Below are 25333 nucleotides of genomic sequence, written 5' to 3'. Positions count from 1 at the left end.
TTGCGGATCGCCATCAGGCCGGGCATCTCGTGCTCGGCGAGGGTGATCTCCTTGCGGCCGAACTCGGCCAGCGAGAGGTCGGCGACCTTGAAGTCCTGTCGGTTGTCGACAGTCGTCATTGCGAGCTGCTCCTCGGAATCGGGTCGAGGGTGGGTACGGCTGGTCTGCGCGGCGGCGGGCATACGGGTGCCCGAGAAGAGGACACAGGCATGCCTCACGTGCGCGCAGCGCAGTCCGTCGGAGGCCCTCTCTCCCTCGGCCGGTCCGTGAGGGGACCGCCCGACCGCCATCAGCAGCGACGTCTGGCTCCGTCCCAAGCTACACCGGACCGCCCGGTCGCCCACAGTCCGCGTCCGCATGGTTCAAGCCGTTCGCAGGGCGTCCGCGCGGTCCGCGGGCGGGTGGGCGGTGCCGGGTCAGTGGCCGCCGGCGTGCGGGTTCGGGCCGCCGGGGGTGGCCGCCGGGTCGGGGCCCTTGGCGGCCGCGGCCGCGCTGTAGATGTCGGGTTCGAGGTAGATCACCCGGGCGATCGGGACGGCGGTGCGGATGCGGTCCTCGGCGGCGTCGATGGCGGCGGCGACCTCGGCGGCCGTGTCGTCGTGCCGTACCGCGATCTTGGCGGCGATCAGCAGTTCCTCGGGGCCGAGGTGGAGGGTGCGCATGTGGATGAGGTCGGTGACCGACTCACCGTCGACGGTCGCCTCCTCGATCTTCTTGATCACGTCGAGGCCCGCCGCCTCGCCCAGCAGCAGCGACTTGGTCTCGGCGGCCAGGACCAGGGCGATGCACACGAGGAGGACACCGATGCAGACGGTGCCGATGCCGTCCCAGACACCGTCGTCGGTGAGCAGGGAGAGGCCGACGCCACCGAGGGCGAGGACCAGGCCGATGAGGGCGCCGAAGTCCTCCAGCAGGACGACGGGCAGCTCGGGGGCCTTGGCGCGGCGGATGAACTGCGACCAGGACAGCGAGCCGCGCAGCTCCATGGACTCCTTGATGGCGGTGCGGAAGGAGAAGCCCTCGGCGATGATCGCGAAGAGGAGGACGCCCACCGGCCAGTACCAGTTCTCCAGGGCGTGCGGGTGGGAGATCTTCTCGTAGCCCTCGTAGATGGCGAACATGCCGCCGATGGAGAAGAGGACGATCGAGACGAGGAAGGCGTAGATGTACCGCTCGCGGCCGTAGCCGAAGGGGTGCTGTGGAGTCGCCTCGCGCTGGGCCTTCTTGCCGCCGACGAGCAGCAGGAACTGGTTGCCCGAGTCGGCGACCGAGTGGACGCCCTCGGCGAGCATCGAGGAGGAGCCGCTGAAGGCGAACGCCACGAACTTCGATGCCGCGATCGCGAGGTTGGCGCCGAGTGCCGCCACGATCGCCCTGGTACCGCCTGACGCGCTCATGTGTCCGCGTTGTCCCTTCGGTCTCTGCTCGGTCCTTGCGCCTTTGCCCGGCCTTTGCCGGTGGGCCATTGTCGCAGCCCGGCCGGGCCCCGGCGCGTCAGGTATCCACAGCCCCGGTCGTACGATCCGTCAAACGCGCACGGTGGCGCGGAAGACCGTACCGGCGCCCGAGACCTCGGCCCTCTCGCCGGCCGGGACGAACACCGAGCGTCCCGGGCCCAGTTCGTGCCCGCCGGCACGGACGGTACCGGCCGTGCAGAGCAGGATCTGCGGGGTGTTCCGGGTGAGGTCCTGGGCGGCACCGCCCTCGGACAGGGCGTACCGGGAGAGCCGGAACTCGTCGATCGGCGTCTCGTAGACCTCTTCACCGTCCGGCGCGGCCTCGGGTCGCAGCACGCCGGGGTCGCCCGCCTCGAAGCGGACGACGCGCAGGAGTTCGGGGACGTCGACGTGTTTGGGGGTCAGGCCGCAGCGAAGGACGTTGTCGGAGTTGGCCATGATCTCGACGCCCAGGCCGCTGAAATAAGCATGCGGAACGCCGGCGCCGAGGAACAGGGCCTCGCCGGGCTGCAGTCGGACGTGGTTGAGCAGCATGGCCGCGAGGACACCGGGGTCGCCGGGGTAGTGGTGGGCGAGGTCGGCGTACGGGGCGTAGTCGCCGCCCAGGCGGGCGCAGGCGGCGCCGGTCTCGGCGACCGTGCGGGCCATGGCGTCGGGGTCCGCGGTGAGGATCGCGGTGAGGACCTCGCGCAGGGCGGCGTCCTCCGGGTGGGCGTGGAGCAGATCGACGTACGGCTTGAGGGAGTCGACGCCGAGGCCGGCGAGCAGGTCGGCGGCGTGGGCCGGTTCACGGAAACCGCACAGGCCGTCGAACTCGGTGAGCGCGCAGATCAGTTCGGGCTTGTGGTTGGCGTCCTTGTAGTTGCGGTGCGGGGCGTCGAGCGGGACGCCGCGGCGCTCCTCGTCGTCGTAGCCCTCCCTGGCCTGCTTCAGGTCGGGGTGCACCTGGAGGGACAGGGGCGCGCCGGCGGCGAGGATCTTCAGCAGGAAGGGCAGGCGGGGTCCGAACCTGGCGACCGTGTCCTTGCCCAGTTCGCGCTCCGGGTCGGCGGCGATCACCTCGGCGAGCGTGCCGCGCGCGGTGCGCGACGGCGCGCCGGGGTGGGCGCCCATCCACATCTCCGCCTGGGGCTCGCCGGTCGGCTCGACGCCGAGCAGCTCCGGGATGGCGGTGGGGGAACCCCAGGCGTAGGGGCGGACGGTGTTGTCGAGGCGGTCCATGTGTCTTCTCTGTCTTCCGTGCGTGCGCTGCTCGGCCGGCGCCTCGCGGACGGCGCGGTGCCGGTGGCCGGGCCGCGAAGGGACGGTCCGGAGCCGGTGCCGCGGCGAAGGGGCGGGCCGGGGCCGGTGCGGACCGGCCCGTAGCCAGGTCAGGCCCCGGAAGCGAGCGCCAGGTAAACGGCGGCGAAATCCGTGACGGCGATCAGTTCCGCGAGGGTCTCCAGTTCGCCGCCCTCCTCGGGTTCGAGTTCGCTGATCGGCGTGTCGTGGCTGAGGGCCAGTTCACGGGCGGCGGGGGCGGCGGTGAGGCCGCCGCTCGGGCGGTCGCGCAGCAGTACCACGCGTGCGTGCAGGGCGGGCGGCTCCTCCACGCGGTCGCGGAAGAAGTCGTCCGGATCGGCGCTGGCGGCGAGCGGGCCGGCCAGCAGGGCGCCGTGCGCGGCGAGCGCCTCGGGGAGTTCGGCGACCACGGCCGGGCGGCCGGCGAGTTCGGCGAGGGCGGCGGCGAAGCGGCGCCCCGCGGGGCCCGCGGAGGCGCCCTCGGTCCACACCACGGGGAGCGCGTCGGCGAGTTCGGCGGCCATGGTCTTGGCCGGGTTGCTGTAGGTGGCGATGGCGGGGCCGCAGCGTTCGGCGATCTGGTCGAGGCGGTCGGCGACCTTCTCCAGGGCCTCGGGCGGGGCGGTGAGCAGGCCGATGCGGTCCAGGAGGGCGAGCAGCGGGGTCAGCAGGGCCCAGAAGACGCCCGGGGAGGACGCGGCGAGCGGTTCCTCATGGTCGTACGGTGCCGTCGCCATCGGGACGAACATGCCGCGCGTGCCGCCGGCGGCCTCGGCGAGGGGGGTGCCGGCCGGGGCGACGGCGACGACCGCGACGCCACGGCGGTAGGCCTGCTCGGCAAGGAGGGAGAGGCTGGGTTCGGTGCCGTCCGGGGTCGTGATCAGGAGGAGGTCGACGGAGCCGGCCCAGCCGGGGAGTTCCCAGCGCAGGGCGCCCGCGGCGGGGGCGACGCCGGTGGGGGCGAGCCGGACCACGGGGCTGCCGGGGCCCGCCAGGGTGCCGAGGAGGTCGGCGGTGTGGGTGGCGGCGGCGCCGGGGCCCGCGATCAGTACGGCACGGGGGCGGCCGTCGGGTTTGAGGTCGCCGACGCCGGCCTCGGCGGCGTGCCGGGCGGCGGTACGGACGCGGGCGCCGGCCTCGGCGGCACCGCGCAGCAGGCCCCGGCGGTCGGCCTCGGCGAGGCCCTCCGGGCTGTCGAGCAGCGATTCGTCCAGCATGGCGGCAGCCTCCGGTCGCCGGGGGTGGCTACGACGTCTACGACGGTACGGGGTGCGTGGGTCTCCGAGGTTACGACGGGCGGGGCCGCGTCACTCGGGGCGGCGGGCCTCGTCCACGAGGAGGACCGGGATGCCGTCGCGGACGGGGTAGGCGAGACCGCAGTCCTGGCCGGTGCAGATCAGCTCGGCGTCCTGCTCTTCGAGGGGGGCGTGGCAGGCCGGGCAGGCGAGGATCTCCAGGAGACCGGCTTCGAGCGGCATGGGGTGTCCCTTCGAGGGCGGGGTTTCTCGGACCGCTGGTCAGCGTACCGCTGCTGGGCGGGTGGGGCGGGACGGGCCGGGATGGGTCGGGGTCGGCGTGGCTCGGTTGCCGGGGCACGGATCGTGGGGGGGCGGCTGCGGCGTCCAGGCAACACGAGCAACACGAGCAACACGGCTCGACGACCGACCGCGGACCGGACACACACCCGCTCGACGGCCGCGAGCGGCAAATCCGCCAAGCCACCCGGCAGCCGCGCGAGGTGGCGGCGCGGCTCAGTGACCGGGCGTGGATCGGGCGCGCAGCGGCCGGGCCGGGAGGGCGGTGTGCGGGGCGCGCCGTCGGGTGGTTGGTGAGCGGCTCCGGCTCGTCGGTTCAGGACCTGATGACGGCCAAGGCCTCGTCGCGGATCTTTGTCATCGTGGCCTCGTCCTTCGCCTCCGCGTTCAGGCGCAGGAGGGGTTCCGTGTTGGAGGGGCGGACGTTGAACCACCAGTCGGGGGTGGAGACGGTGAGGCCGTCGAGGTCGTCCAGGGTGACGTCGGGGCGCCCCTCGTAGGCGGTGCGGAGGGCGGCGAGGCGGGCGGACTGGTCGGCGACGGTGGAGTTGATCTCGCCGGAGCCCGCGTAGCGGTCGTACTGGGCGACGAGGGCGGACAGCGGGCCCTGCTGGCCGCCGAGGGCGGCGAGGACGTGCAGGGCGGCCAGCATGCCCGTGTCGGCGTTCCAGAAGTCCTTGAAGTAGTAGTGCGCGGAGTGCTCGCCGCCGAAGATCGCGCCGGTGCGGGCCATCTCGGCCTTGATGAAGGAGTGACCGACGCGGGTGCGGACCGGGGTGCCACCGTTCTCGCGGACGACCTCGGGGACCGTACGGGAGGTGATCAGGTTGTGGATGATCATGCCCTCGCCGCCGTTGCGCGCCAGCTCGCGCGCGGCGACCAGCGCGGTGATCGCGGACGGGGAGACCGGGTCGCCGTTCTCGTCCACGACGAAGCAGCGGTCGGCGTCGCCGTCGAAGGCGATACCGAGGTCGGCGCCCTCCGCCGGGACCCGCTTCTGGAGGTCCACCAGGTTGGCCGGGTCGAGCGGGTTGGCCTCGTGGTTCGGGAAGGTGCCGTCCAGTTCGAAGTACATCGGCACAAGGGTCAGGGGCAGGCCGGCGAAGACCGTGGGCACTGTGTGACCGCCCATGCCGTTGCCCGCGTCGACCACGACCTTCAGCGGGCGGATCGCGGCCAGGTCGACCAGCGAGCGCAGGTGCGCCGCGTAATCCCCCAGCGTCTCGCGGGAGGTGAGGGTCCCCGGCTCGGCGGCCGGCGCGGGGGCGCCCGACTCCAGCCACTTCTCGACCAGTTCGCGGATCTGCGCGAGGCCGGTGTCCTGGCCGACCGGGGCGGCGCCGGCCCGGCACATCTTGATGCCGTTGTACTGGGCAGGGTTGTGCGAGGCGGTGAACATCGCGCCGGGCAGGTCCAGCGCGCCCGAGGCGTAGTAGAGCTGGTCCGTGGAGCACAGGCCGATCTCGGTCACGTCCACGCCGCGGTCCGCCGCGCCGCGCGCGAAGGCGCGGGACAGGCCGGGGGACGAGGGCCGCATGTCGTGGCCGACGACGATCGCCGACGCACCCGTCACCTGCGCGAAGGCGGCGCCGAAGAGCCCGGCCAGTGTTTCGTCCCACTGGTCAGGGACCACTCCGCGTACGTCGTACGCCTTCACGATCTGCGACAGATCAGCAGTCACGGCCAACCCTCCTGAAGTTCTCTGGGCCCCCACAAACTACCCGCCCGCGGTAAGGGGGAGGTGTGCGGACACCGGGAGGACGCGCGGTCGTCACCGGGAGGAGTGGTGTGGGGCGGTCGGTGCGCCGGACACCCCTACGGGCCGTCCGTCATCCCCCTGCGGGTGCCCCTCAGTTGTCCGGGGAGCGCAGGACCCGCAGATGGCCGCGGCGGGCCACCTCCATGGGGTCCGCGGTGCGCGCTCCGCCGCCGGCCTCGGCCGCGCGCTCCTGGGGGCGGGCGGCCTCGCGCACGGCGTTGGCGAGCGCCTCCAGGTCGTCGCCGCTGGGGCGGGCGGGGGCCGAGGCGTCGAGAAGGCGGACGACCTCCCAGCCGCGGGGTGCGGTGAGGCGCTCGGAGTGCTCGGCGCACAGGTCGTAGCAGTGGGGCTCGGCGTAGGTGGCGAGCGGGCCGAGGACCGCGGTCGAGTCGGCGTAGACGTACGTCAGCGTCGCGACGGCGGGTCGGCCGCAGGCGGTGCGCGAACAGCGACGTACAGGGCTCACGACGTTGGACGGTACCGCACTCTTGAGCGGGCCGCGACGACTCTCCACCACGTCACTCCACCGTGTCGTGCTGTGAGACGCCCCACATGCCCCTGCGGACAGGCCCTGTTGACCTGCGCGGAGGGGGTTCCGGGGGCACTTGGACGGGACTGTTTCCGGTCATGAGTGGGCACAAACACGGTCAATTGCCTTGAGTTCTGCGGACTTGGAGGGTTCGTGGAAGGTTGCCGAAACGAGCCGGACCTTGGCTGGAACGGTCATCCTGCGACAGGAAGTCGTCGGTGGCCGGTTGGGCGCGTGCGGCCGGGCGGGCGGGGCGGTCGAGGACTACGCTTCACCAGTGATGGACAACCGTGTACCGCCCCGAGCCGCAGGCCCCGGGCCCCGTCGCCGTGATCGTCACGGGCGGGGCATGCGGGGGCCGATCGCGCCGCCGCAGGTGCCGTTGGCGGCGAGCCGGGCGGAGGTGTTCGCGGATCTCGTGCAGGACTCCGTGGAGCGGCTGGAGCGGCGGTGGCCGCAGCTCGCCGATGTGGAGTTCCTGGTGTTCGAGGTGCCTCGCGTCGAGGGGCTGGACGCGGTCGGCCTGTGGGGCGAGGAGTCGGTGCCGCTCGGGGGGAGCGTGCCGGCCCGGGAGGGGCGGCGGGCGCGGGTGGTGGTGTACCGGCGGCCGGTGGAGATCCGGTCGAAGGGGCGGGACGAGCGGGCGGCGCTGGTCCACGAGGTGGTCGTGGAGCAGGTCGCGGAGTTGCTGGGGCTGACGCCGGAGACGGTGGATCCGCGGTACGGGGAGGAATAGGGCGGAGGCCGCCTCGCCGGTGGCGCGGGCGGGCCTCGGCTGTTCCGTGCCGCCCCGGCCGCCCTGCTCCTGTGCTGCCGGGGCGGGTTGCGCCCACCGGCGCCGACCGGGCCGCCTGCGACCACCCCGCGCCGCGGCTGCCCGCCGTCATGACCGCGCGCGGCCGCCGTCATGACCGCGCGCCGCCGCCTGCGCGGCGCGCCCCGGCGGGGGCGCGGGGTGCCGCGCGGGCGGCCGCGACGGAGCCTCGGTCGATCCCCCCTACTTCTGGAGGATCGACAGGTCCTCGTCCGTCCTCGGGACCGAGACCAGGCCCCGGTCGCTCGGCAGGATCTGGATGGTGAAGCCGGCGGGGTCGGTGGAGACGAGGGTGCGGGAGGCGTAGACCGGGGAGCCGGAGAGGGGCTCGATCGTCAGGGCGTACGTGCCCTTGAGGCCCGAGGGGACCGGGGCGTCGACGTCCTGGGTGGTGCCGGACCTGATCGTGTAGGTCCTGCTGACCGCCGTACCGCCCTCGCTGCCCGCCGAGGCGGTGACCTTGACCTTGGCCGTGGCCGTGGGCGCGGTCAGGGCGAGGGTCGTGCCCTTGGCGCTGTTGTCCGCCGCGGTGGCGCGCGCGCCGACGGGAGCCGTGGCCGGGATGAACGCGGTCTCCTGGTCCGCGCCCTTGCCCCGGACCACGCGCAGCGCGGCGACGACCGGCACCGACTGGTCGGTGGGGGTCAGGACCAGGGAGCCGGCCTCGCCGCGGGTGAGCGGGCCGAGGTCGGCCGAGGTGGTCATGCCGGACTTGACGTGCAGCGTCTCGTTGCCCGCCGGGGTGATCAGGCCGTCGGGCGAGGCGAGGCGGATCTTGAGGTCGGCGTCGGCGTCGCCGGGGGTGAAGGCGATCAGACGGACATCGGTGGCGTCCTTGGGGATGCCGGGCAGCACCAGGCTGCCGGCCGGGTCGGCGGCCGCGGCCAGCCAGTCACCGCCGGACTTGTCGTCCAGCGCCTGCACGGTCGCGCCGACCCGCCCGCTGCGCACGCTGACGTGCACGGTCAGGTCGTCCTGCCGCTCACCGGTGAGCGTGGACAGCAGGATCGGCTCGCTCGTGTGCGGCTTGACCGTGAGGTTCTCCCCCAGCGGCGACTTGATCGCGCCGTTCTTGCCGTACAGCTCGACGTCCACGACGGCGGCGGAGTCGTCCGGGTTGGTCAGATGGACGTAGTCCGTGCGGCTGTCGGCGGTGCTCGCGCCCGGGAACCAGAACTCGGTGTCCGCGGGCGTGCAGGTGACCCCCTGGAGGCCGCGGCCGGTGCCGGCGGCGATCGAGGTGGTCTCCTGCACGGTCCAGCCGGGCGCGAACGTCCCGTCCGCGGTGCCGATCAGCGCGGGCCCGTCGGCGCCGGAGGTGTCGCCGGTGACCGGGGTGCCGGGCGCCTTGGGGGTGAGCACCGGCTGACCGGCCGTCTTCTTGCCGGCGTTGGCCTTGCCCTTGCCCTTGCCCTGCTGCGTGTCACCCGTGCCGCCCGTGCCGTCCGCCGACTCCACGGAGGCGGGCTGGAGTTGGCCCTTGCCGCTGCTCGCGGCGCCCTGGGTGACGGGCGTGAACGAGGTGTACGTCGTGTCCGCGATGTCCGAGACGCTGGGCGCCGGGCACAGCAGACCGGTGCGCTGCACGGGCAGCTGGGCGGCGGCGCCGGGCGTGCTCGCGCCGGACGCGGACGGGGTGGCCAGCGCGGCGACCGCCGTGACGGCGGCCAGCGCGGTGGTGCCGGCGATCAGGGACAGGGTGGTGCGGTTCACTGCTGGCTCCCGTCGGGGCGCTCACTGCCCGTGCCGTGGGGCTGCTGGGCGGGGTCGTAGCCCTGCTGGGCGGGGTCGTACGCCGGGTCGTAGACCTGCTGCTGGTACGCGGCCGGGTCGTACGGCTGCTGCTCGGCGGTGCCGCTGTAGGCGTACGGGTCGTAGGGGGCCGTTCCGTAGGGGTCGCCCTGGTACGCCTGCTGGTCGTAGCCGCCCGTCTGGTAGGCGTCGGTGCCGTAGCCGGGGTACGGGGTGTTCGCGTAGGGGGCGGCGTACGACTCGTCGGGGTTCGCGTACGACTCGTCGTAGGCGGGGTCGTACGGCTGCTGGTGCGGGATCGGAGGGGCCTCGGCCGGGGCCGGCGGCATCTCGGGGGCTTCCCCTGTCCGCGTGTCCCCCACGGGCATCTCCCCCACGGGCGTCTCCGCGGCCGCCTCCTCCTCGGCCTGGGCGCGCAGGCGGCGGGCGCGGCGGCCCTCGCCCGTGGCGGCCTGGGCGGGCGGCGGCTCCTCCTCGGGGAGGTCGTCGTCCACGTCGCGGCGGCGGCCCGGCAGGGCGAGGACGACCAGGACGACGGCGAGCGCGCCCTGGACCCACAGCCAGGCGGTGTGGGTGATCGGCGCCTCGTAGGTGACGTCCAACCGGCCACCGGTCGACGGCAGTCGGAAGCCCTGGGCCCAGCCGTCGACGGTGGTGCGGGTGAGCGGCTTGCCGTCGAGGGTGGCGGTCCAGCCGGGGGCGGCGCTGTCGGCGAGGCGCAGGACGCGGCCGTCGGAGCCGGCCGGGACGGTGGTGTGGATGTCCACCGGTCCGGCGGCGACCGACTGGGCGCCGGCGGAGTCGACGGAGTCCGAGGGACCGGCGGGCAGGATGACCGCGCGGGAGACCTCCTGGTCGACGCGCCACAGCGCGTTGCCGTTCTGCTGGCTGAGCCGGGCCAGGCCGGGGGTGGCGTCCAGGACGCGCGTGATGTCGCGGGGCGCGCCCTTGTGGACGAGGACGTAGCGCACGGCGAAACCGCCGAGTTCGTCGGCCTGGTCGGCGCCGGAGCCGGCGACCAGGTTGGCGACGACCTTGTCCAGGCGCGCGTTCTCGCCGTCGGCGGCGGCCAGTTCGGCGTCGCCCATGCGGGCGCCGGCACCGCGCACCAGGGTGTAGCTCACGTGCGCGGTGGAGTCGCTGTCCAGGACGAGGGTGCGGGCCCGGTCGCCGGTGGTGGAGTCCTCGGCGACGAACGCGGGCACCTGGGCCGGGTCGCGGCGCTGCACGGGGCCGTCGGCACCGCGGAACATCCAGGCGGCGGCGAGCAGCACCGGGCCCACGGCCGCGGCGAGCGCGATCAGGGCGGCGACGGGCTGGCGCCAGCCGAAGCTCTGCTCGGCCACGCGGGCGCGGGCGCCGTCGGCGCCGAGGACGGCGGCGGACAGCAGGGCGACGCCGTAGACGAGGGTGGCCGGCCCGGCCCAGGCGGACCGGTTGGCGAGGACCGCGAAGACGAGGCCGATCAGGGCGACCGTCCAGGCGGTGCGGATGCCCAACTGCCGTTCGGAGCGCAGCAGCGCGGCCAGCGCGGCCAGCACGATACCGAGGAGCAGCAGGCCGCTCGCGGTGCCGGGGCCGCCGGGGCTGGCGCCGAGCAGGTCGAGCGCGGAGGCGGCCGAGGCGCCGTACGCCAGGCCCGCTTCCTTGAAGAAGCCGGTCGGCAGCAGGGTCAGCGACCAGGGGGCGAGGACCAGCAGCGGGGTGCCGAGCTGGACGAGCAGGCGCAGGCCGTGGGCGACCAGGTCGGCGCGGCGCAGCACGAGCACGCCGAGGCCGAGGATCAGCGCGATCGGCCAGACGATCGGGGTGAAGGCGGTGGTGATGGTCAGCAGCAGCGCGTACGCCCAGGTGGCCCGCCAGCTGCCGCGGGCGCCGGTGCGGCTGGTGAGGCCGCCGGCGGCGATGCCCGCGCGGGCGATCAGCGGCAGCAGCACGGCGAGTACGGCGGTACCGATGCGGCCGCCGGCCAGGGCGCCGGTGGTGGCGGGCAGGAAGGCGTAGGCGATGGCCGCCCAGGCGCGCAGCAGCCGGGAGGTGACCAGGGGCCGGGAGGCGAAGTAGGCGGTGAACCCGGCGAGCGGCACCGAGCAGACCAGCAGCACGGTGACGGCGAGTCCGGTGGAGCCGAACAGCAGCGTGGCCAGGGTGGCGACGACCGCGAGGTAGGGCGGTGCGGCGGGGGTGCCGCCGGCGCCGACCGGGTGCCAGGCGTCGGTGAAGCGGGACCACAGTTCGCCCGCGCCCGCCGGGGCGGGCAGCAGGGCGCCGCCGCCGAGCGCGCCGCCGGCGAGCAGGGCGCGGCAGGCGACCAGGGAGATGACCAGCAGCGCGAGGAAGAGGACCGGTCCCGGTCTGCGGGCGATCCGCTTGAGCCGGACGAACTGCTCGACCTCCAGGAAGTCGGCGTCGTCGCCGCCGGGCCCGGACTCCACGGCGCCGCCGTGCCGGCCGGCCGAGGAGGTCTCGGTGTCGGAGCCGCCCGTGAAGTTGCCCGCGAACTGTTCGACGGTGGCGCGGATGGTGGCGCCGGGCGGCGGGAAGAGGCGGCGCAGTTCCTCCTTGTCGATCTGCGGGGTGCCGCGGCGGCGCCGGGCGGCGATGATCCGCTCGGGGCGCAGCAGGGTGCCCAGCAGGCCGCGGATCTCGTCCACGGCCTGGCCGGGGACCTTGCCGACGAGGTAGGCGACGGTCCGCAGCAGGGTGCCGAGGACGAGCCGCAGCAGCACCCAGGGCAGCGCCGCGGTGCGGGTGTTGGCGAGCAGGGTGTGGACGGCGCCGGCCTTGTCGACCTTGTGCGGGGAGGCGGCGGTGCGGCCCACGCAGTCGACGGTGCGGCGCTCGCGGGAGGCGGCCTCGGCGTGTCGCACGACCGCGTCGGGGGCGATCAGGACGCGGTGACCCGCGAGATGGGCGCGCCAGCACAGGTCGACGTCGTCGCGCATCAGCGGCAGCCGGCGGTCGAAGCCGCCGAGCTGTTCGAAGACGTCGCGGCGGATCAGCATGCCGGCGGTGGAGACGGACAGCACGGTACGGACGTGGTCGTGCTGGCCCTGGTCCTGTTCGCGGCGGTCCAGGCCGGTCCAGCGGCGGCCGGAGTTGGCGATGGAGACGCCGACCTCCAGCAGTTGCCTGCGGTCGTACCAGCCGCGGAGCTTGGGGCCCACGACGGCCACGTCGTCGCGGCCGAGTTCGAGTTCGTTCTCGACGACCCGGAGCAGCTGCGCGAGGGCGTCGGGTTCGGGTGCGCAGTCGTCGTGCAGCAGCCAGAGCCAGTGGACCGGTTCGCCGTACGGCAGTTCGGGGAGGTCGTAGGCGTCGTCGCGCCAGCTGCGGGTGACCGGGTCCCAGCCGCTGGGGCGCTTGAGGTACGGCAGCTCGTCCGGGGTGAGAAGGGGGGCGGTGCGAATCGCCTCCTCGACGGCCTGGCCGAAGCCGGTGCGGCGGGCGAGGTGCAGCACGCCCGCGTCGCCGAGGGCTTCCCCGAGCAGCTGGGCGGAGTTGTCCGCGCTGCCGGTGTCGGCGGCCACCGCTTGCTGGACGGGGCGCTCCTGGCCGAGCAGCCCGGCGAGCGCGTCGGGCAGCCAGCGGGCGCCGTCGTGGGCGACGAGGACGGCCGTGACCACGTGGCGCGGGAACTCGGGGGGGCGGGCCGGGTCGAACGCCGCCGGACGGGCTGGGTCGAACGCTGCTGCGGCGGCCGGGTCTTGGGCCGCCGTATGGCTGTGCACGGACATCGAGGTACGGGCCCCGGTTCGCTGGACTGCGGTGGACACCCGTGCCCTCTGGGCCTCGATGGGCTCGCGGGGACAGCGGGGCGTCTCGGACGAGCGACCACACTATCGGCTGCCCACGACGACGGCCCGCCGCCTGTGGACAACCCACGGGCGACGGGCCGTTCGTGATGTTTTCTTGGGTATGGCGCGGGTATGTACCGGATGTCCGCGGCGCCGGTGCGCGGTCAGACGGCGGCCTTCTTCAGGCGGCGGCGCTCCCGCTCGGACAGGCCGCCCCAGATGCCGAAGCGCTCGTCGTTGGCGAGGGCGTACTCAAGGCATTCGGAGCGGACCTCGCAGGCGAGGCAGACCTTCTTCGCCTCTCTGGTGGAGCCGCCCTTCTCGGGGAAGAAGGACTCGGGGTCGGTCTGGGCGCACAGCGCGCGCTCCTGCCAGCCGAGTTCCTCGTCCGCGTCGTCGACCAGCAGTTGCTGCACCAGCTCGGTCATGTGCGCCCCTCGTCTGTCTTTCACGTCCCCGTGCCTAGCCGTTACCGATCTCGGCTGAACGACACGAGTGAAATTACAAGTGTGCTGCTCCGGGCGAGTCAAGCCGAGATCTGCTATTGGGCCCGTTATTCACTCTGCGGAACCAAGGCCATGCGGAAAGTGTTCAAATCGGCATAAACCCCGACACCCATCCACTCCATGAAGGAAGACGCCCTGACGTTCGATCGCGTTGCACACGGCCCGCCGTACCCTCGGATGTGCCCCATGTGTCCCCAAGTCCCGGGAAGCAAACCTGCCTGCGGCCAGATGCCCCGGATGGGGTGAAACGCATCCCACATAACGGTCATCGAGTTGACAGCACAGGTGTGAACCGTTGTCCTAGGGGGCATGCTCGCGAACTCGGTATCCACCTCGACCCGCACCGCCGGGTCCCACGGTGCTGCCCGGGCCCGCTGTAGCTGTTGTCGCTGTTCCAGCTGTTGAGCCGGCCTCTTCCAGTTCTTCCAGGCCCTCGCTCCGGCTGTCGCCGACGCCTCGCCCCGCGCGGCTCGGTCGCACCTCCTTCGCGTCCCCCTTCCGGGCTCCACTCTTCTGCCGAGGAACCAGCGCACCCCCATGAACAGCGACAACGACCTCCAGATCGCCGGTGACCTCCTGGAGGTCCCGCATCTGCTCCAGCCGCCGCGCGAGCACCCGGCCACCGTCGCCGAGTTCGTCGGCCTGGCCCGCGCCATCGCCGCCGACCGCGCCCAGTGGGCGGACCTGGTGCGCTACGACGCCACCACCCGCTGGTACCACCGGCTGCGCACCGGACCCGGCTACGAGGTCTGGCTGCTGTCCTGGGTGCCGGGGCAGGGCAGCGGGCGGCACGACCACGGCCGCTCCTCCGGGGTCCTCACCGTCCTGGAGGGCACGCTCACCGAGCACACCCGGCGCGGCAGCCGCACGCTCGCGCCCGGCGCGCAACGGGTGTTCGCGCCGGGGTACGCGCACGAGGTCGTCAACGACGCGCTGGAACCGGCGGTCAGCCTGCACGTCTACCACCCGGGTCTCACCGAGATGCCGATGCTCCCCGCGGCGCACGCCGAGGCACACGCCTCCCCCTTCTGCGAGGCGCGTCCGGTGACTGCCTGACGCGTTGTCGGACCTTCCTGCGAGACTGGTTCCCATGCGCATTGTGGTTCTGGCAGGCGGCATCGGTGGTGCCCGGTTCCTGCGCGGTCTCAAGCAGGCCGTGCCGGACGCGGACGTCACGGTGATCGGCAACACCGGCGACGACATCCACCTCTTCGGGCTCAAGGTCTGCCCCGACCTCGACACGGTGATGTACACGCTGGGCGGCGGCATCAACGAGGAGCAGGGCTGGGGGCGGTCCGACGAGACCTTCCATCTCAAGGAGGAACTGGCGGCCTACGGCGTCGGACCCGAGTGGTTCGGGCTCGGCGACCGGGACTTCGCCACGCACATCGTGCGGACGCAGATGCTCGGCGCCGGTTATCCGCTGAGCGCGGTCACCGAGGCGCTGTGCGACCGGTGGAAGCCGGGTGTGAGGCTGATCCCGATGACCGACGACCGCGTGGAGACGCATGTGGCCGTCGAGGTCGACGGCGAGCGCAAGGCGGTCCATTTCCAGGAGTACTGGGTACGGATGCGGGCCGCCGTGCCCGCCGAGGCCGTGGTCCCGGTCGGCGCCGAGCACTCCAAGCCGGCCCCGGGCGTCCTGGAGGCCGTCGCCGAGGCGGACGTCATCCTCTTCCCGCCGTCCAACCCGATCGTGTCCATCGGCACGATCCTCGCCGTCCCCGGCATCAGGGAGGCCATCGCTGAGGCGGGCGTGCCGGTGGTCGGCCTGTCCCCCATCGTCGGGGACGCGCCCGTGCGCGGCATGGCCGACAAGGTGCTCGCCGCGGTCGGCGTGGAGGCCACGGCCGCCGCGGTCGCCGAGCACTACGGCTCGGGCCTGCTGGACGGCTGGCTGGTCGACACCGTGGACGCGGCGGCGGTCGAGCGCGTGGAGGCCGACGGCATCCGCTGCCGTGCCGTCCCGCTGATGATGACCGACGTGGCCGCGGCCGCGCAGATGGCGCGGGAGGCGCTGGCGCTGGCCGAGGAGGTGCGGGGCGCGTGAGCGGGGACCGCACGGAGCCTCCCGCGTTCCGGGTCTGGGCGCCGGCCGGTTTCCCCGAGGTCCAGCGGGGCGACGACCTCGCCAAGCTGATCGCCGCCGCGGAGCCCGCTCTGGCCGACGGGGACGTGGTGGTCGTCACGTCCAAGATCGTGTCCAAGGCGGAGGGCCGGGTCCTCCGGGCCGCGGACCGGGAGGCCGCGATCGACGCGGAGACGGTGCGGGTGGTGGCCCGGCGGGGCACCCTGCGGATCGTGGAGAACCGGCAGGGCCTGGTCATGGCCGCGGCCGGGGTCGACGCGTCCAACACCCCCGCCGGGACCGTGCTGTTGCTGCCCGAGGACCCGGACGCCTCCGCCCGGACGATCCGGGACGGCCTCCGGGATGTCCTGGGGGTCGAGGTCGGGGTGATCGTCAGTGACACCTTCGGGCGCCCCTGGCGCGCGGGGCTGACGGACGTGGCGATCGGCGCCGCCGGGCTGCGGGTGCTGGACGATCTGCGCGGCGGCACGGACGCGTACGGCAATCCGCTCAGCGCCACCGTGGTGGCCACGGCGGACGAGCTGGCCGCGGCCGGTGACCTGGTCAAGGGCAAGGCCGGGGGGCGGCCGGTCGCGGTGGTGCGGGGCCTGTCCCAGGTGGTGGACGCGGACGGCGGCGCGGGCGCGCGGGCGCTGGTGCGCGCCGCGGCCGACGACATGTTCCGGCTCGGGACGTCCGAGGCGGTCCGCGAGGCCGTGACCCTGAGGCGCACCGTCAGGGCGTTCACCGAAGAGCCGGTGGACCCGGGTTCGGTACGGCGGGCGGTGGCGGCGGCCGTGACCGCGCCGGCGCCGCACCACACCACGCCCTGGCGGTTCGTGCTGCTGGAGTCGGCCGGGTCGCGGCAGCGGCTGCTGGACGCGATGCGGGACGCCTGGATCGCCGACCTGCGCCGGGACGGCAGGAGCGAGGAGTCCGTCGCCAAGCGGGTGCGGCGCGGCGATGTGCTGCGCAACGCGCCGTATCTGGCGGTGCCGTGCCTCGTCATGGACGGCTCGCACCACTACGGGGACGAGCGGCGGGACGCGGCCGAGCGGGAGATGTTCGTCGTCGCCATGGGCGCGGGCGTGCAGAACTTCCTGGTAGCGCTGGCCGGCGAGCGGCTCGGCTCGGCATGGGTGTCGTCCACGATGTTCTGCCGGGACGTGGTGCGCGAGGCGCTCGGGCTGCCTCCGGAGTGGGATCCGATGGGCGCGGTGGCGATCGGTCATCCGGCGGAGGCGCCGCGGCCTCGGGGGGACCGGGACGCGGGGGCGTTCATCGAGGTGCGGTGAGGCCGGGTACGAGGGCCTAGTCTCGAAGGACGGCATCGACGGCATCGACGGCACCGGCGTTTCGAGGATCTGATCCGTGGCAGGACGTTTCGTTCAGCGGCCCACGCGTACGAGTGTGCGCGGTGGGCATACGGGCGTGCCCGGGGGCGGGGCGGACGCGGGCCGTGCGGGCGGGATACCGCGGCAGGCGGCGGCTCCCGCGCGGGTGCGGCGGTGGGTGCCCGAGGGACCGCTCGATCTCGGGCTGGTGCTCGGGCCGTTGCGGCGTGGTCCCGCTGATCCGACGTTCCGGGCCACGGCGGACGGGTCCGTGTGGCGGGCGACCCGTACCCCGGCCGGTCCCGGCACGCTGCGGTTGCGGGCGTACGGCGGCGAGGTGGTCGGGGAGGCGTGGGGGCCGGGGGCGCAGTGGCTGCTGGACGGGTTGCCCGCGTTGCTCGGCGCGGCCGACGACCCCGAGGCGTTCGTGCCCCGGCACCGGGTGGTGGCGCTGGCGCGGCACCGGCGGCCGGGGTTGCGGTTGACGCGTACCGGTCTGGTGCTGGAGTCGCTGATCCCTTCCGTTCTGGAGCAGAAGGTCACGACGGATGAGGCGTACCGGGCGTGGCGGCTGCTCGTGCGGCGGTTCGGGGAACCCGCGCCGGGGCCGGCGGGGGCGGGGGAACGGCCGATGTTCGTCATGCCCGCGGCGCGGACGTGGGCGCTGATCCCCTCCTGGGAGTGGCATCGGGCCGGGGTCGACGACAAGCGCGCGTCCACGATCCTGCGGGCCGTCCGGGTCGCTTCGCGGCTGGAGCAGGCGGTGGGGATGCCGGCGCGGGAGGCCCGGGCGCGGTTGGAGGTCGTACCGGGGGTGGGGGTGTGGACGTCGGCGGAGGTGATCCAGCGCAGTCATGGCGCGGCGGACGAGGTGACGGTCGGGGATCTGCACCTGCCGGGCATCGTGGGGTGGGCGCTGGCGGGTGACCGGCACGCGGACGACTCCGTGATGCTCCGTCTGCTGGAGCCGTATGCCGGTCAGCGGCACCGTGCCGCCCGCCTGATCCTCCTGAGCGGCGTCGCCCCGGCCCGGCGGGTTCCGAAGATGCCGCGCGTGGACATCGGCCTGCTCTGAGCCGGGGCTGGGTGGGGCCGGGCTCGCTCGCCGGCGTCGACCGGGCGCCTCCCCCGGAGGGGGTCCCCCCGCCTCGGAGGGACGCGGGGAACCGCGCGACCGGCCAGGGCGAAGCCGCAGAGCGGCCGAGGAGCCACCGTCCCCTCCCGCGGGGGGGGGCGGGCGCCTCGGCCGAGCCCCACCCCTACTGGTCGGAGGAGAACCGCACCGCCCCCGCCGGAATACGCGCGTCGCACCACACCCGCGCCCCCTCGCGCAGCTCGTTGTCGGGGCCGATGACCGCCCCGTCGCCGATGACCGTGCCGGTGAGGACGGAGCGGGTGCCGACGCGGGCGCGGGTGCCGATGAGGGAGTCGGTGATGACCGCGCCGGGCTCGATGACCGCGCCGGGCAGGATGGTCGAGCCGAAGACCCGCGCCCCTTCCGCCACGAACGCGCCCTCCCCCACCACCGTGCCCCCGGTCAGCTTCGCGTCCGGCGCCACCTGGGCCGTCGGCAGCACCAGCCGGTCACCGCAGCGCCCCGGCACCGCCGGGGACGGCGCGCGCCCGAGCACCAGGTCCGCCGAGCCGCGTACGAACGCCGCCGGGGTGCCGAGGTCCAGCCAGTACGTCGAGTCGACCATGCCCTGCAGATGCGCCCCCGCCGCGAGCAGTTCGGGAAACGTCTCGCGCTCCACCGACACCGGCCGGCCCGCCGGGATCGCGTCGATGACCGAGCGCCGGAACACGTATGCCCCCGCGTTGATCTGGTCGGTGACGATCTCCTCCGGCGTCTGCGGCTTCTCCAGGAACGCCAGCACCCGGCCCGTCCCGTCCGTCGGCACGAGGCCGTACGCGCGCGGGTCGCTCACCTTCGTCAGATGCAGCGAGACGTCCGCACCCGTCGACTCGTGGGTGCGGACGAGGGCCCGGATGTCCAGGCCCGTCAGGATGTCGCCGTTGAAGATCAGCACCGGCTCGTCGGGGCCGGAGTGCAGCCGCGAGGCGACGTTGCGGATCGCCCCGCCCGTGCCCAGCGGCTCCTCCTCGGTGACGTACTCAAGGTGGAGTCCCAGCGCCGAGCCGTCGCCGAAGTACGGCTCGAACACCTCGGCCAGATAGCTGGTGGCAAGGACGATGTGCTCGACGCCCGCGGCTCTCGCCCTCGCCAGCTGGTGCGTGAGGAACGGCACGCCCGCGGCCCGGACCATGGGCTTGGGCGTGTGCACGGTGAGCGGGCGCAGCCGGGTGCCTTTGCCGCCGACCAGGAGGATCGCTTCTGTCACCTGTCGTCTCTGCTTCCTGCCGGGACCGGCCGAACTGACTCGTTCTACTCGTATCGGCCGGTCAGTGTATGCAGACCGTAGCGACGGAGGCCGTGACGGCCACGCGGTTTGCCGTGAGAGGGGTGTGAGATCAGTGAGAGACGTGCCCCGTCGCGCGCCCCTGCGCGCGTACCCTGTGCCGGGTGAACGCCACCGATCGCACCCCCGCCGACCTGCTGACTTCCGCTCTCGCCGCGGATCCCGGCCGCCCGCTGGTGACCTTCTACGACGACGCCACGGGCGAACGCGTCGAACTCTCCGTCGCCACCTTCGCCAACTGGGTGGCCAAGACCGCGAACCTCCTCCAGGGCGACCTCTCCACGGAGCCCGGCGACCGGGTCGCGCTGCTGCTGCCCGCGCACTGGCAGACGGCGGTGTGGCTGCTGGCCTGCGCCTCGGTGGGCGCGGTCGCGGACGTCGCCGGGGACCCGGCGGCGGCCGACGTGGTCGTCAGCGGGCCGGACGCGCTGGAGGCGGCGCGGGCGTGCCGGGGCGAGCGGATCGCGCTGGCGCTGCGGCCGCTCGGCGGACGGTTCCCGCAGTCGCCGGAGGGCTTCCTCGACTACGCCGTGGAAGTGCCGGGCCAGGGAGACAGGTTCGCGTCGCCGTACGGCGGGGAGTCGGCCCTGATCGTGGCCGGCGCGGAGTTCAGCGGGGCCGAGGTCGTGCAGAAGGCCGTCGCCGACTCGGCCGGACTGGAGCTGACGGGGCCCGGTTCGCGGCTGCTGTCGGGGTTGCCGTACGACACCTGGGAGGGGCTCAGCGCGGGGTTGTTCGCGCCGCTGGCCAGTGGGGGTTCCGTGGTGCTCTGCCGGAACCTGGAGCGCCTGGACGAGGAGGCGCTGGCGAAGCGGATCGACAGCGAGAGGGTGACGACGGTACGGCGGCTCCCCCGCCCGGAGTAGCACAGAGCGCCTCCCCGCCCCGTCCGCCGCATCGTCGTAGGAGTACCAACGGACAACACCGCCCCGGAGGCCCTACGCCGTGACCCGCTCACCTCGTACCCCCGGCGGTTCGTCCGCGTCCGGGACGGGGATCGCGCGCCGGCGCCGGCGGCGGTGGGCGAAGGGGGCGGGGCTCGGGGCGGCGGTCCTGGCCGCGGCGGCCGTCGGGGCCGGTTGGGCGGCGTACGCCGAGCTCAGCTCCAACATCCGGGCCGATGACGCGGCGGCCGCCGAACTCGGCCGGTACGAGCGCGAGCGGCCCGCGGTCCGGGCGCCGGGGGCGCGGAACATCCTGCTGATCGGGTCCGACACCCGGGCCGGGGACGGCAACGACCGCTACGGCCGGGACCTGGGCAGCCAGCGGTCCGACACGACGATCCTGCTGCACCTGGCGGCGGACCGGCGCGGCGCCACCGCCGTGTCGATCCCGCGGGACCTGATGGTGGACGTCCCCGGCTGCCTGCGGGCCGACGGCACCCGGGGCGAGCCGGTGTTCGCGATGTTCAACCACGCCTTCGAGCTGGGCGGTTCCGCGTGCACGGTCCGTACCGTCGAGAAGCTGACGGGCATCCGCGTCGACCACCACATGGTCGTGGACTTCAGCGGGTTCAAGGACCTGGTGGACGCCGTCGGCGGGGTGCGGGTCTGCCTGAAGGAGCCCGTCGACGACAAGGCGGCCGCGCTGAGGCTGCCCGCGGGCGAGGTCACGCTCGACGGGGAGCAGGCCCTCGGCTACGTGCGGGCCCGCGAGTCACTGGGCGACGGCAGCGACACCGAGCGGATGCGGCGGCAGCAGCGCTTCCTCGGCGCGCTGGTCACGAGGATGCGCGGCGACGACGTACTGCTGAACCCGGTACGGCTGTACTCCGTGCTCAACGCGGCGACCTCCTCGCTGACCACCGATCCGGGGCTGGCGGACCTGGGCGACCTGTACCGGTTGGTGCGGACGGTGCGGGACATCCCCACCGCACGGGTGCAGTTCCTGACGGTGCCGAGGGAGTCGTACGTCTACGACGCCGACCGCGACCAACTCGTGGAGCCCGAGGCCGAGAAGCTGTTCGAGCGGCTGCGCCTGGACCAGCCCCTGGTGGTCTCCGGGCAGGCCCCGCAAAAACCGCCGGCGCCGCAAAAGGGCACAAAGAGTAGCGCCTCCCCCGCGCCCACGTACACCGGGAACACCGCCGCCGAGCACGACTGCGGGTAAGACTTCGCCAAGGCCGCGGACTTCCGTTCAGAAAATGAGGCGGATTGCCCAGTTGTAGGGACGACGGATTTGTCACCGGCGTCCCTAGACGCTGAACTGGGCGGATAGTGTGAGCGATCCGGTGCACGTGGCCACGAGGTCCGACCTGGGGTCGTGCACTGTTTCACCGAGACCCGAGCGCCTTTGAGGGGGAAGGCGCCGCGTGGCCCCGACGGAGGATTCGGACAACCGTGGACGCGCAAGGCCGTGGGCGGGCGGACAACATCGATCCCGCAGACCAGTGGGTGCTCAATCCGAACACCGGTGAATACGAACTGCGACTGCCTCCTTCCGGAACGCAGTCGGTTCCCGGTCCGCGCAAGCCGTCCGCCCAGGACGGGGGCGGCTCCCGACGCCGCCGGCGCAACGACATGGCGCCCGGTGAGACCCGCGAGATGAGCACGGTGCCCGAGCAGGACGGCGGGCACGAGGGGGGCGGGACGCGCACCCAGGACGGGACGCGGGACGGGGGCCGTACCCGTGACGGGTCCCGCGCCGGGGACAAGGCGCGCGCCGGGGACGTACCCCCGCCGCGGTCCTCCCGGCGCCGTACCGCCGAACCCGAGACCGCGCCGGGACGGCGCGGCCGGCGGCCGGTGAAGAAGAAGTCGAAGGCGAAGAAGGTGCTGGCGTGGACCGCCGGCGGCACGGCCTTCGCGCTGGTCGCGGTCGGCGCCGCCGGGTACCTGTACCTCAAGCACCTTGAGGGCAACATCAGTTCGACCGATGTCGGGGACGCGGGCTCCAAGGGCTTCAGCAAGGACGAGGCCTTCAACCTGCTGATCATGGGCACCGACAAGCGCACCGGCAAGGGCAACGAGGGCTACGGCGACTCCGGCAGCGTCGGGCACGCGGACACGAACATACTGCTGCACGTCTCGAAGGACCGGACCAACGCGACCGCGCTGAGCATCCCGCGCGACCTGATCGTGAACGTCCCGGACTGCCCGACGAAGCAGCCGGACGGCACGACCAAGGTCATCCAGGGCACCGAGAACGTGCGCTTCAACACGAGCCTCGGCCAGGACGGCCGCGACCCGGGCTGCACGATGCGCACCGTCGAAGAGGTCACCGGCATACACGTCGACCACTTCATGATGGCCGACTTCAACGCGGTGAAGACGCTGACCAGCGCGGTGGGCGGCGTCGAGGTGTGTGTGGCGCACCCGGTGGACGACAAGGACTCCCACCTCAAGCTCCCGGCGGGCAAGTCGGTGGTGGAGGGCGAGCAGGCCCTCGCCTTCGTGCGCACCCGGCACAGCTTCGGCAACCAGGGCGACCTGGACCGCATCAAGGTCCAGCAGCAGTTCCTGGGCTCGCTGATGCGCAAGATGTCCTCCAGCGACACCCTCTCCAGCCCCTCGAAGATGATGGACCTCGCGGAGGCGGCCACCAAGGCGCTGACCGTGGACACCGGCATCAAGAGCATCAACACGCTGAAGGACATGGCGATGGAGCTCAAGAAGGTGCCGCCGAAGAACATCACCTTCACCACGGTGCCGGTGGTGGACAACCCCGCCGAGAAGGTCCACGCGACCGTGGTCCTCAACCAGTCGACGGCGCCCTCGGTCTTCCAGGCGATACAGAACGACGTCTCCTTCACCGACGTCAAGCGCAAGCAGAAGGCCGCCAAGGACGCGCAGGCCGCGCGGCTCAAGGGCACCAGGTCCGCGCCCGGCGACGTACGGGTGCGCATCCTCAACAGCGAGGCGGCGCCGGGCAGCGCGCAGGCGGCCCTCGACTGGCTCCAGAACAACGAGGGCGTGCTGAAGTCGGAGAACGCGGGCAACGCCCCGGCGGGGCTCCAGAAGACCACGCTGGAGTACGCGCCGGACCAGGCCGCGCAGGCACGGGAGTTGGCCGCCCTGATGGGGCTTCCCGGCTCGGCGCTCAAGCCGGGTTCGAGCGTCGTGAACTCCCAGGGGCTGCCGGCGATGACCCTGACCCTGGGCAAGGACTTCAAGGAGGCGGGCACGCCGATCGCCGCGCCGGACAAGGCGCCGAAGGTCGACAAGTCAACGGCCAACGAGGTTAAGTGCGCCTCATAGGTAACCCTGCGGGCCCGTCGTGCGTCTAACCACTGGGCGCGGGACGGGCCCGTCGCATGGCGCAAAAGGGCGGGGAGGGCAGGAGATTGGCGCAGAGCGAGGTGCGGGGTGACGCTGCCGAAGTGGACGACACGATGGCGCTCACACCGCGGACGGCGGACCCGGAGGCCGGTGCCGGGCGGCACGGCGGCGGGCGGCGCAAGGGGGGCTCGGGCTCGGACGGTCCGAAGGGTCCGGGGGGTGCCACGACCGACCGGCGGCGCCGGCGACGGCGAGCGCTGCGCTGGTCGGCGACGGTCCTCGCGGTGGTCATACTCGGCACGGCGGGCGCCGGTTACCTCTACTACCGGCACCTGAACGCCAACATACGCAAGGGCGAGCGCAGCAGCGGTGACGCCAAGGCGCAGAAGACCGCCCCGAACGCGGCCGGACAGACCCCGCTGAACATCCTGCTGATCGGCTCGGACAGCCGTAACTCGGCCGAGAACCTGAAGCTGGGCGGCAGCAGGAGCAGCGTCGGCGATCCCCCGCTCGGGGACGTGCAGATGCTCATCCACATCTCCGCCGACCGCAAGAGCGCCGCGATGGTGAGCATCCCCCGGGACACCCGCGTCGACATCCCCAAGTGCACGGACCCCCGGACCGGCAAGGTCTATCCGGCCACCAACGACATCATCAACACCACCCTCGGCCGGGGCGGCGCCGGCTGCACGCTGGCCACCTGGGAGAACCTCACCGGGGTCTACATCGACCACTGGATGACGATCGACTTCGCGGGCGTGGTGAAGATGGCGGACGCCATCGGCGGCGTCGATGTCTGTGTGCGGCAGAACGTCTGGGACCGTTCGACCGCCGCCCAGCGCGGTGGCTCCGGGCTGAAGCTGACGCTCGGTACGCACAAGGTCAAGGGCGTGCAGGCGCTCCAGTGGCTGCGCACCCGGCACGCCTGGGGCAGCGACCTGATGCGGGCCCGCGCCCAGCACATGTACCTCAACTCCATGATCCGCACGCTCAAGTCGCAGAACGTGTTCACCGACACCGGGCGCCTGATGGACCTGGCCGACTCGGCCACCAAGTCCCTCCAGGTGTCCGAGGAGATCGGCACGGTCAAGAAGCTGTACGACCTCGGCATGGAGATGAAGTCCGTGCCGTCGAACCGCATCACGAGCGTGACGATGCCCAACCTTCCGGACCCGCAGAACCCCAGGAACCACGTCATCCCGGACCCGGCCGACGCGGGCAGGGTCTGGGAGATGCTCCGCGACGACATCCCGCTCGACAAGAACGGCGGGGCCTCGGGCTCCAAGCAGACCGTGACCAAACCCCAGCCGACGAAGTCGCCCTCCACCGATCCGGCCCGGCTCGGCGTCCTCGTCCAGAACGGCACGGGCTCCTCCTCCGAGGCGGCGGTCCCCCGCCGGGCCCGCACCATCGCCGACGCCCTCGTGGCCCAGGGTTACTCCCGGGCGACGGCCGACACCGCGCCCCCGCCGTCCCAGGACAGGACGGTGGTCGAGTACCCCAGCGCCGACCTCGAAGGCGACGCGCAGGGCGTGGCCAAGGCGCTGGGCCTGCCGACGACCGCGGTGAAGCAGTCCACCGCCGTCTCCGGCGTCACCCTCGTGCTCGGCGCCGACTGGCGCACCGGCACCACCTATCCCAAGCAGGCGAAGCCCAAGGCCGGCGACATCCCCACCAACGCCGACGCCATCAACGGCGCGGACCACGACTGCATGGACGTGTACAAGCCGTACCAGTGGTGAACGCCGTACGGCGGTGAACGAGGCGGGGACCACCACCGGGCGCCCGAGGTCGGCCTCACCGCGGCCGGCGCGATGGTGGGCCACAGCGCCATGGACGGCGTCGCGATCGGCGCGGCCTTCCA

The 25333-nt window shown here is 73.3% G+C and carries 20 protein-coding genes and 1 pseudogene; 10 read left to right on the top strand and 11 right to left on the bottom strand.

Features of this window, described 5'->3' with window-relative positions:
• The 7 genes from ACWDD7_RS36590 to ACWDD7_RS36560 form a co-directional block, all read right to left on the bottom strand.
• A partial coding sequence (locus ACWDD7_RS36590; protein WP_450460575.1) for an adenosylhomocysteinase occupies nucleotides 1-182 on the bottom strand: 182 nt, incomplete at its 3' end.
• A 234-nt stretch (nucleotides 183-416) separates the two neighbouring features.
• Nucleotides 417-1397, bottom strand: coding sequence for a cation diffusion facilitator family transporter (locus tag ACWDD7_RS36585; RefSeq protein WP_450460572.1), 981 nt, complete (start codon nucleotides 1395-1397; stop codon nucleotides 417-419).
• 129 nt (nucleotides 1398-1526) lie between these two features.
• The gene (manA, locus tag ACWDD7_RS36580) at nucleotides 1527-2678 is read right to left on the bottom strand and encodes a mannose-6-phosphate isomerase, class I (protein WP_351880776.1); all 1152 of its coding nucleotides are present in this window, start codon (nucleotides 2676-2678) and stop codon (nucleotides 1527-1529) included.
• Between the two features lie 149 nt (nucleotides 2679-2827).
• Nucleotides 2828-3955: an SIS domain-containing protein gene (locus tag ACWDD7_RS36575; protein ID WP_450460571.1), complete on the bottom strand. Its 1128-nt coding sequence runs from the start codon at nucleotides 3953-3955 to the stop codon at nucleotides 2828-2830.
• A 90-nt stretch (nucleotides 3956-4045) separates the two neighbouring features.
• Nucleotides 4046-4216 carry a Trm112 family protein gene (locus tag ACWDD7_RS36570; RefSeq protein WP_061444380.1) on the bottom strand — a complete coding sequence of 57 codons (171 nt, stop codon included), beginning with the start codon at nucleotides 4214-4216 and terminating at the stop codon, nucleotides 4046-4048.
• A 373-nt stretch (nucleotides 4217-4589) separates the two neighbouring features.
• Nucleotides 4590-5954 carry a phosphomannomutase/phosphoglucomutase gene (locus tag ACWDD7_RS36565; protein ID WP_351880782.1) on the bottom strand — a complete coding sequence of 455 codons (1365 nt, stop codon included), beginning with the start codon at nucleotides 5952-5954 and terminating at the stop codon, nucleotides 4590-4592.
• 169 nt (nucleotides 5955-6123) lie between these two features.
• Complete coding sequence (locus tag ACWDD7_RS36560; RefSeq protein ID WP_351880787.1) at nucleotides 6124-6546, bottom strand: DUF3499 domain-containing protein; 423 nt, start codon at nucleotides 6544-6546, stop codon at nucleotides 6124-6126.
• Between the two features lie 295 nt (nucleotides 6547-6841).
• Here ACWDD7_RS36560 and ACWDD7_RS36555 point away from each other — a divergent pair, with 295 nt between their 5' ends.
• Nucleotides 6842-7297 (top strand): metallopeptidase family protein, encoded by a 456-nt coding sequence (locus tag ACWDD7_RS36555; protein WP_351880790.1) that lies wholly within the window; start codon nucleotides 6842-6844, stop codon nucleotides 7295-7297.
• A 261-nt stretch (nucleotides 7298-7558) separates the two neighbouring features.
• Here the strand turns inward: ACWDD7_RS36555 and ACWDD7_RS36550 are convergent, their stop codons facing one another.
• The 3 genes from ACWDD7_RS36550 to ACWDD7_RS36540 form a co-directional block, all read right to left on the bottom strand.
• The gene (locus ACWDD7_RS36550) at nucleotides 7559-9088 is read right to left on the bottom strand and encodes a DUF5719 family protein (RefSeq protein ID WP_450460570.1); all 1530 of its coding nucleotides are present in this window, start codon (nucleotides 9086-9088) and stop codon (nucleotides 7559-7561) included.
• Nucleotides 9085-12864: a glycosyltransferase family 2 protein gene (locus tag ACWDD7_RS36545; RefSeq protein ID WP_450460574.1), complete on the bottom strand. Its 3780-nt coding sequence runs from the start codon at nucleotides 12862-12864 to the stop codon at nucleotides 9085-9087. The genes ACWDD7_RS36550 and ACWDD7_RS36545 overlap by 4 nt, the downstream gene beginning before the upstream one ends.
• A 224-nt stretch (nucleotides 12865-13088) precedes the next feature.
• Nucleotides 13089-13352 (bottom strand): WhiB family transcriptional regulator, encoded by a 264-nt coding sequence (locus tag ACWDD7_RS36540; protein ID WP_003975777.1) that lies wholly within the window; start codon nucleotides 13350-13352, stop codon nucleotides 13089-13091.
• Between the two features lie 615 nt (nucleotides 13353-13967).
• On the opposite strand from ACWDD7_RS36540, the gene ACWDD7_RS36535 reads away from it, so the two are divergent.
• From ACWDD7_RS36535 to ACWDD7_RS36520, 4 genes are all read left to right on the top strand, one after another.
• Complete coding sequence (locus tag ACWDD7_RS36535; RefSeq protein WP_450460569.1) at nucleotides 13968-14486, top strand: cysteine dioxygenase; 519 nt, start codon at nucleotides 13968-13970, stop codon at nucleotides 14484-14486.
• A gap of 34 nt (nucleotides 14487-14520) precedes the next feature.
• A complete protein-coding gene (gene cofD / locus ACWDD7_RS36530) occupies nucleotides 14521-15480 on the top strand; it encodes a 2-phospho-L-lactate transferase (protein ID WP_351877735.1) in 960 nt (319 codons plus the stop codon).
• Nucleotides 15477-16793, top strand: a complete 1317-nt coding sequence (locus ACWDD7_RS36525; RefSeq protein WP_450460568.1) for a coenzyme F420-0:L-glutamate ligase — start codon at nucleotides 15477-15479, stop codon at nucleotides 16791-16793. The genes cofD and ACWDD7_RS36525 overlap by 4 nt, the downstream gene beginning before the upstream one ends.
• A 76-nt stretch (nucleotides 16794-16869) precedes the next feature.
• Nucleotides 16870-17907, top strand: a complete 1038-nt coding sequence (locus ACWDD7_RS36520) for a DNA-3-methyladenine glycosylase family protein (protein WP_392216166.1) — start codon at nucleotides 16870-16872, stop codon at nucleotides 17905-17907.
• A 184-nt stretch (nucleotides 17908-18091) separates the two neighbouring features.
• On the opposite strand, the gene ACWDD7_RS36515 is transcribed toward ACWDD7_RS36520, so the two are convergent.
• Entirely contained in the window at nucleotides 18092-19174 is a 1083-nt protein-coding gene (locus ACWDD7_RS36515; protein WP_351877741.1) for a mannose-1-phosphate guanylyltransferase, read from the bottom strand.
• Between the two features lie 182 nt (nucleotides 19175-19356).
• Here ACWDD7_RS36515 and ACWDD7_RS36510 point away from each other — a divergent pair, with 182 nt between their 5' ends.
• The 5 genes and pseudogenes from ACWDD7_RS36510 to ACWDD7_RS36490 form a co-directional block, all read left to right on the top strand.
• A complete protein-coding gene (locus ACWDD7_RS36510; protein ID WP_450460567.1) occupies nucleotides 19357-20118 on the top strand; it encodes a TIGR03089 family protein in 762 nt (253 codons plus the stop codon).
• A gap of 79 nt (nucleotides 20119-20197) precedes the next feature.
• A complete protein-coding gene (locus ACWDD7_RS36505; protein WP_450460566.1) occupies nucleotides 20198-21361 on the top strand; it encodes an LCP family protein in 1164 nt (387 codons plus the stop codon).
• A gap of 230 nt (nucleotides 21362-21591) precedes the next feature.
• Entirely contained in the window at nucleotides 21592-23448 is a 1857-nt protein-coding gene (locus tag ACWDD7_RS36500) for an LCP family protein (RefSeq protein ID WP_450460565.1), read from the top strand.
• Nucleotides 23449-23582: 134 nt separating this feature from the next.
• On the top strand, nucleotides 23583-25211 hold the full coding sequence (locus tag ACWDD7_RS36495) for an LCP family protein (RefSeq protein ID WP_450460573.1): 1629 nt from the start codon (nucleotides 23583-23585) through the stop codon (nucleotides 25209-25211).
• Nucleotides 25212-25244: 33 nt separating this feature from the next.
• Nucleotides 25245-25333: pseudogene (locus tag ACWDD7_RS36490) on the top strand (permease); the annotation flags it as partial.

It is taken from the genome of Streptomyces sp. NPDC001056 (assembly GCF_053598955.1).
The sequence above is the reverse complement of the archived record's forward strand: the minus strand, read 5'-3'. Positions and strand labels throughout refer to the sequence as shown.

Bases quoted from the DNA above. Each gene is read 5' to 3' on its own strand.
- ACWDD7_RS36575 (WP_450460571.1), bottom strand. From the start codon at position 3,955: ATGCTGGACGAATCGCTGCTCGACAGCCCGGAGGGCCTCGCCGAGGCC.
- ACWDD7_RS36545 (WP_450460574.1), bottom strand. From the start codon at position 12,864: ATGTCCGTGCACAGCCATACGGCGGCCCAAGACCCGGCCGCCGCAGCA.
- manA (WP_351880776.1), bottom strand. From the start codon at position 2,678: ATGGACCGCCTCGACAACACCGTCCGCCCCTACGCCTGGGGTTCCCCC.
- ACWDD7_RS36555 (WP_351880790.1), top strand. From the start codon at position 6,842: ATGGACAACCGTGTACCGCCCCGAGCCGCAGGCCCCGGGCCCCGTCGC.
- ACWDD7_RS36495 (WP_450460573.1), top strand. From the start codon at position 23,583: ATGGCGCTCACACCGCGGACGGCGGACCCGGAGGCCGGTGCCGGGCGG.
- ACWDD7_RS36570 (WP_061444380.1), bottom strand. From the start codon at position 4,216: ATGCCGCTCGAAGCCGGTCTCCTGGAGATCCTCGCCTGCCCGGCCTGC.
- ACWDD7_RS36535 (WP_450460569.1), top strand. From the start codon at position 13,968: ATGAACAGCGACAACGACCTCCAGATCGCCGGTGACCTCCTGGAGGTC.
- cofD (WP_351877735.1), top strand. From the start codon at position 14,521: ATGCGCATTGTGGTTCTGGCAGGCGGCATCGGTGGTGCCCGGTTCCTG.
- ACWDD7_RS36540 (WP_003975777.1), bottom strand. From the start codon at position 13,352: ATGACCGAGCTGGTGCAGCAACTGCTGGTCGACGACGCGGACGAGGAA.
- ACWDD7_RS36585 (WP_450460572.1), bottom strand. From the start codon at position 1,397: ATGAGCGCGTCAGGCGGTACCAGGGCGATCGTGGCGGCACTCGGCGCC.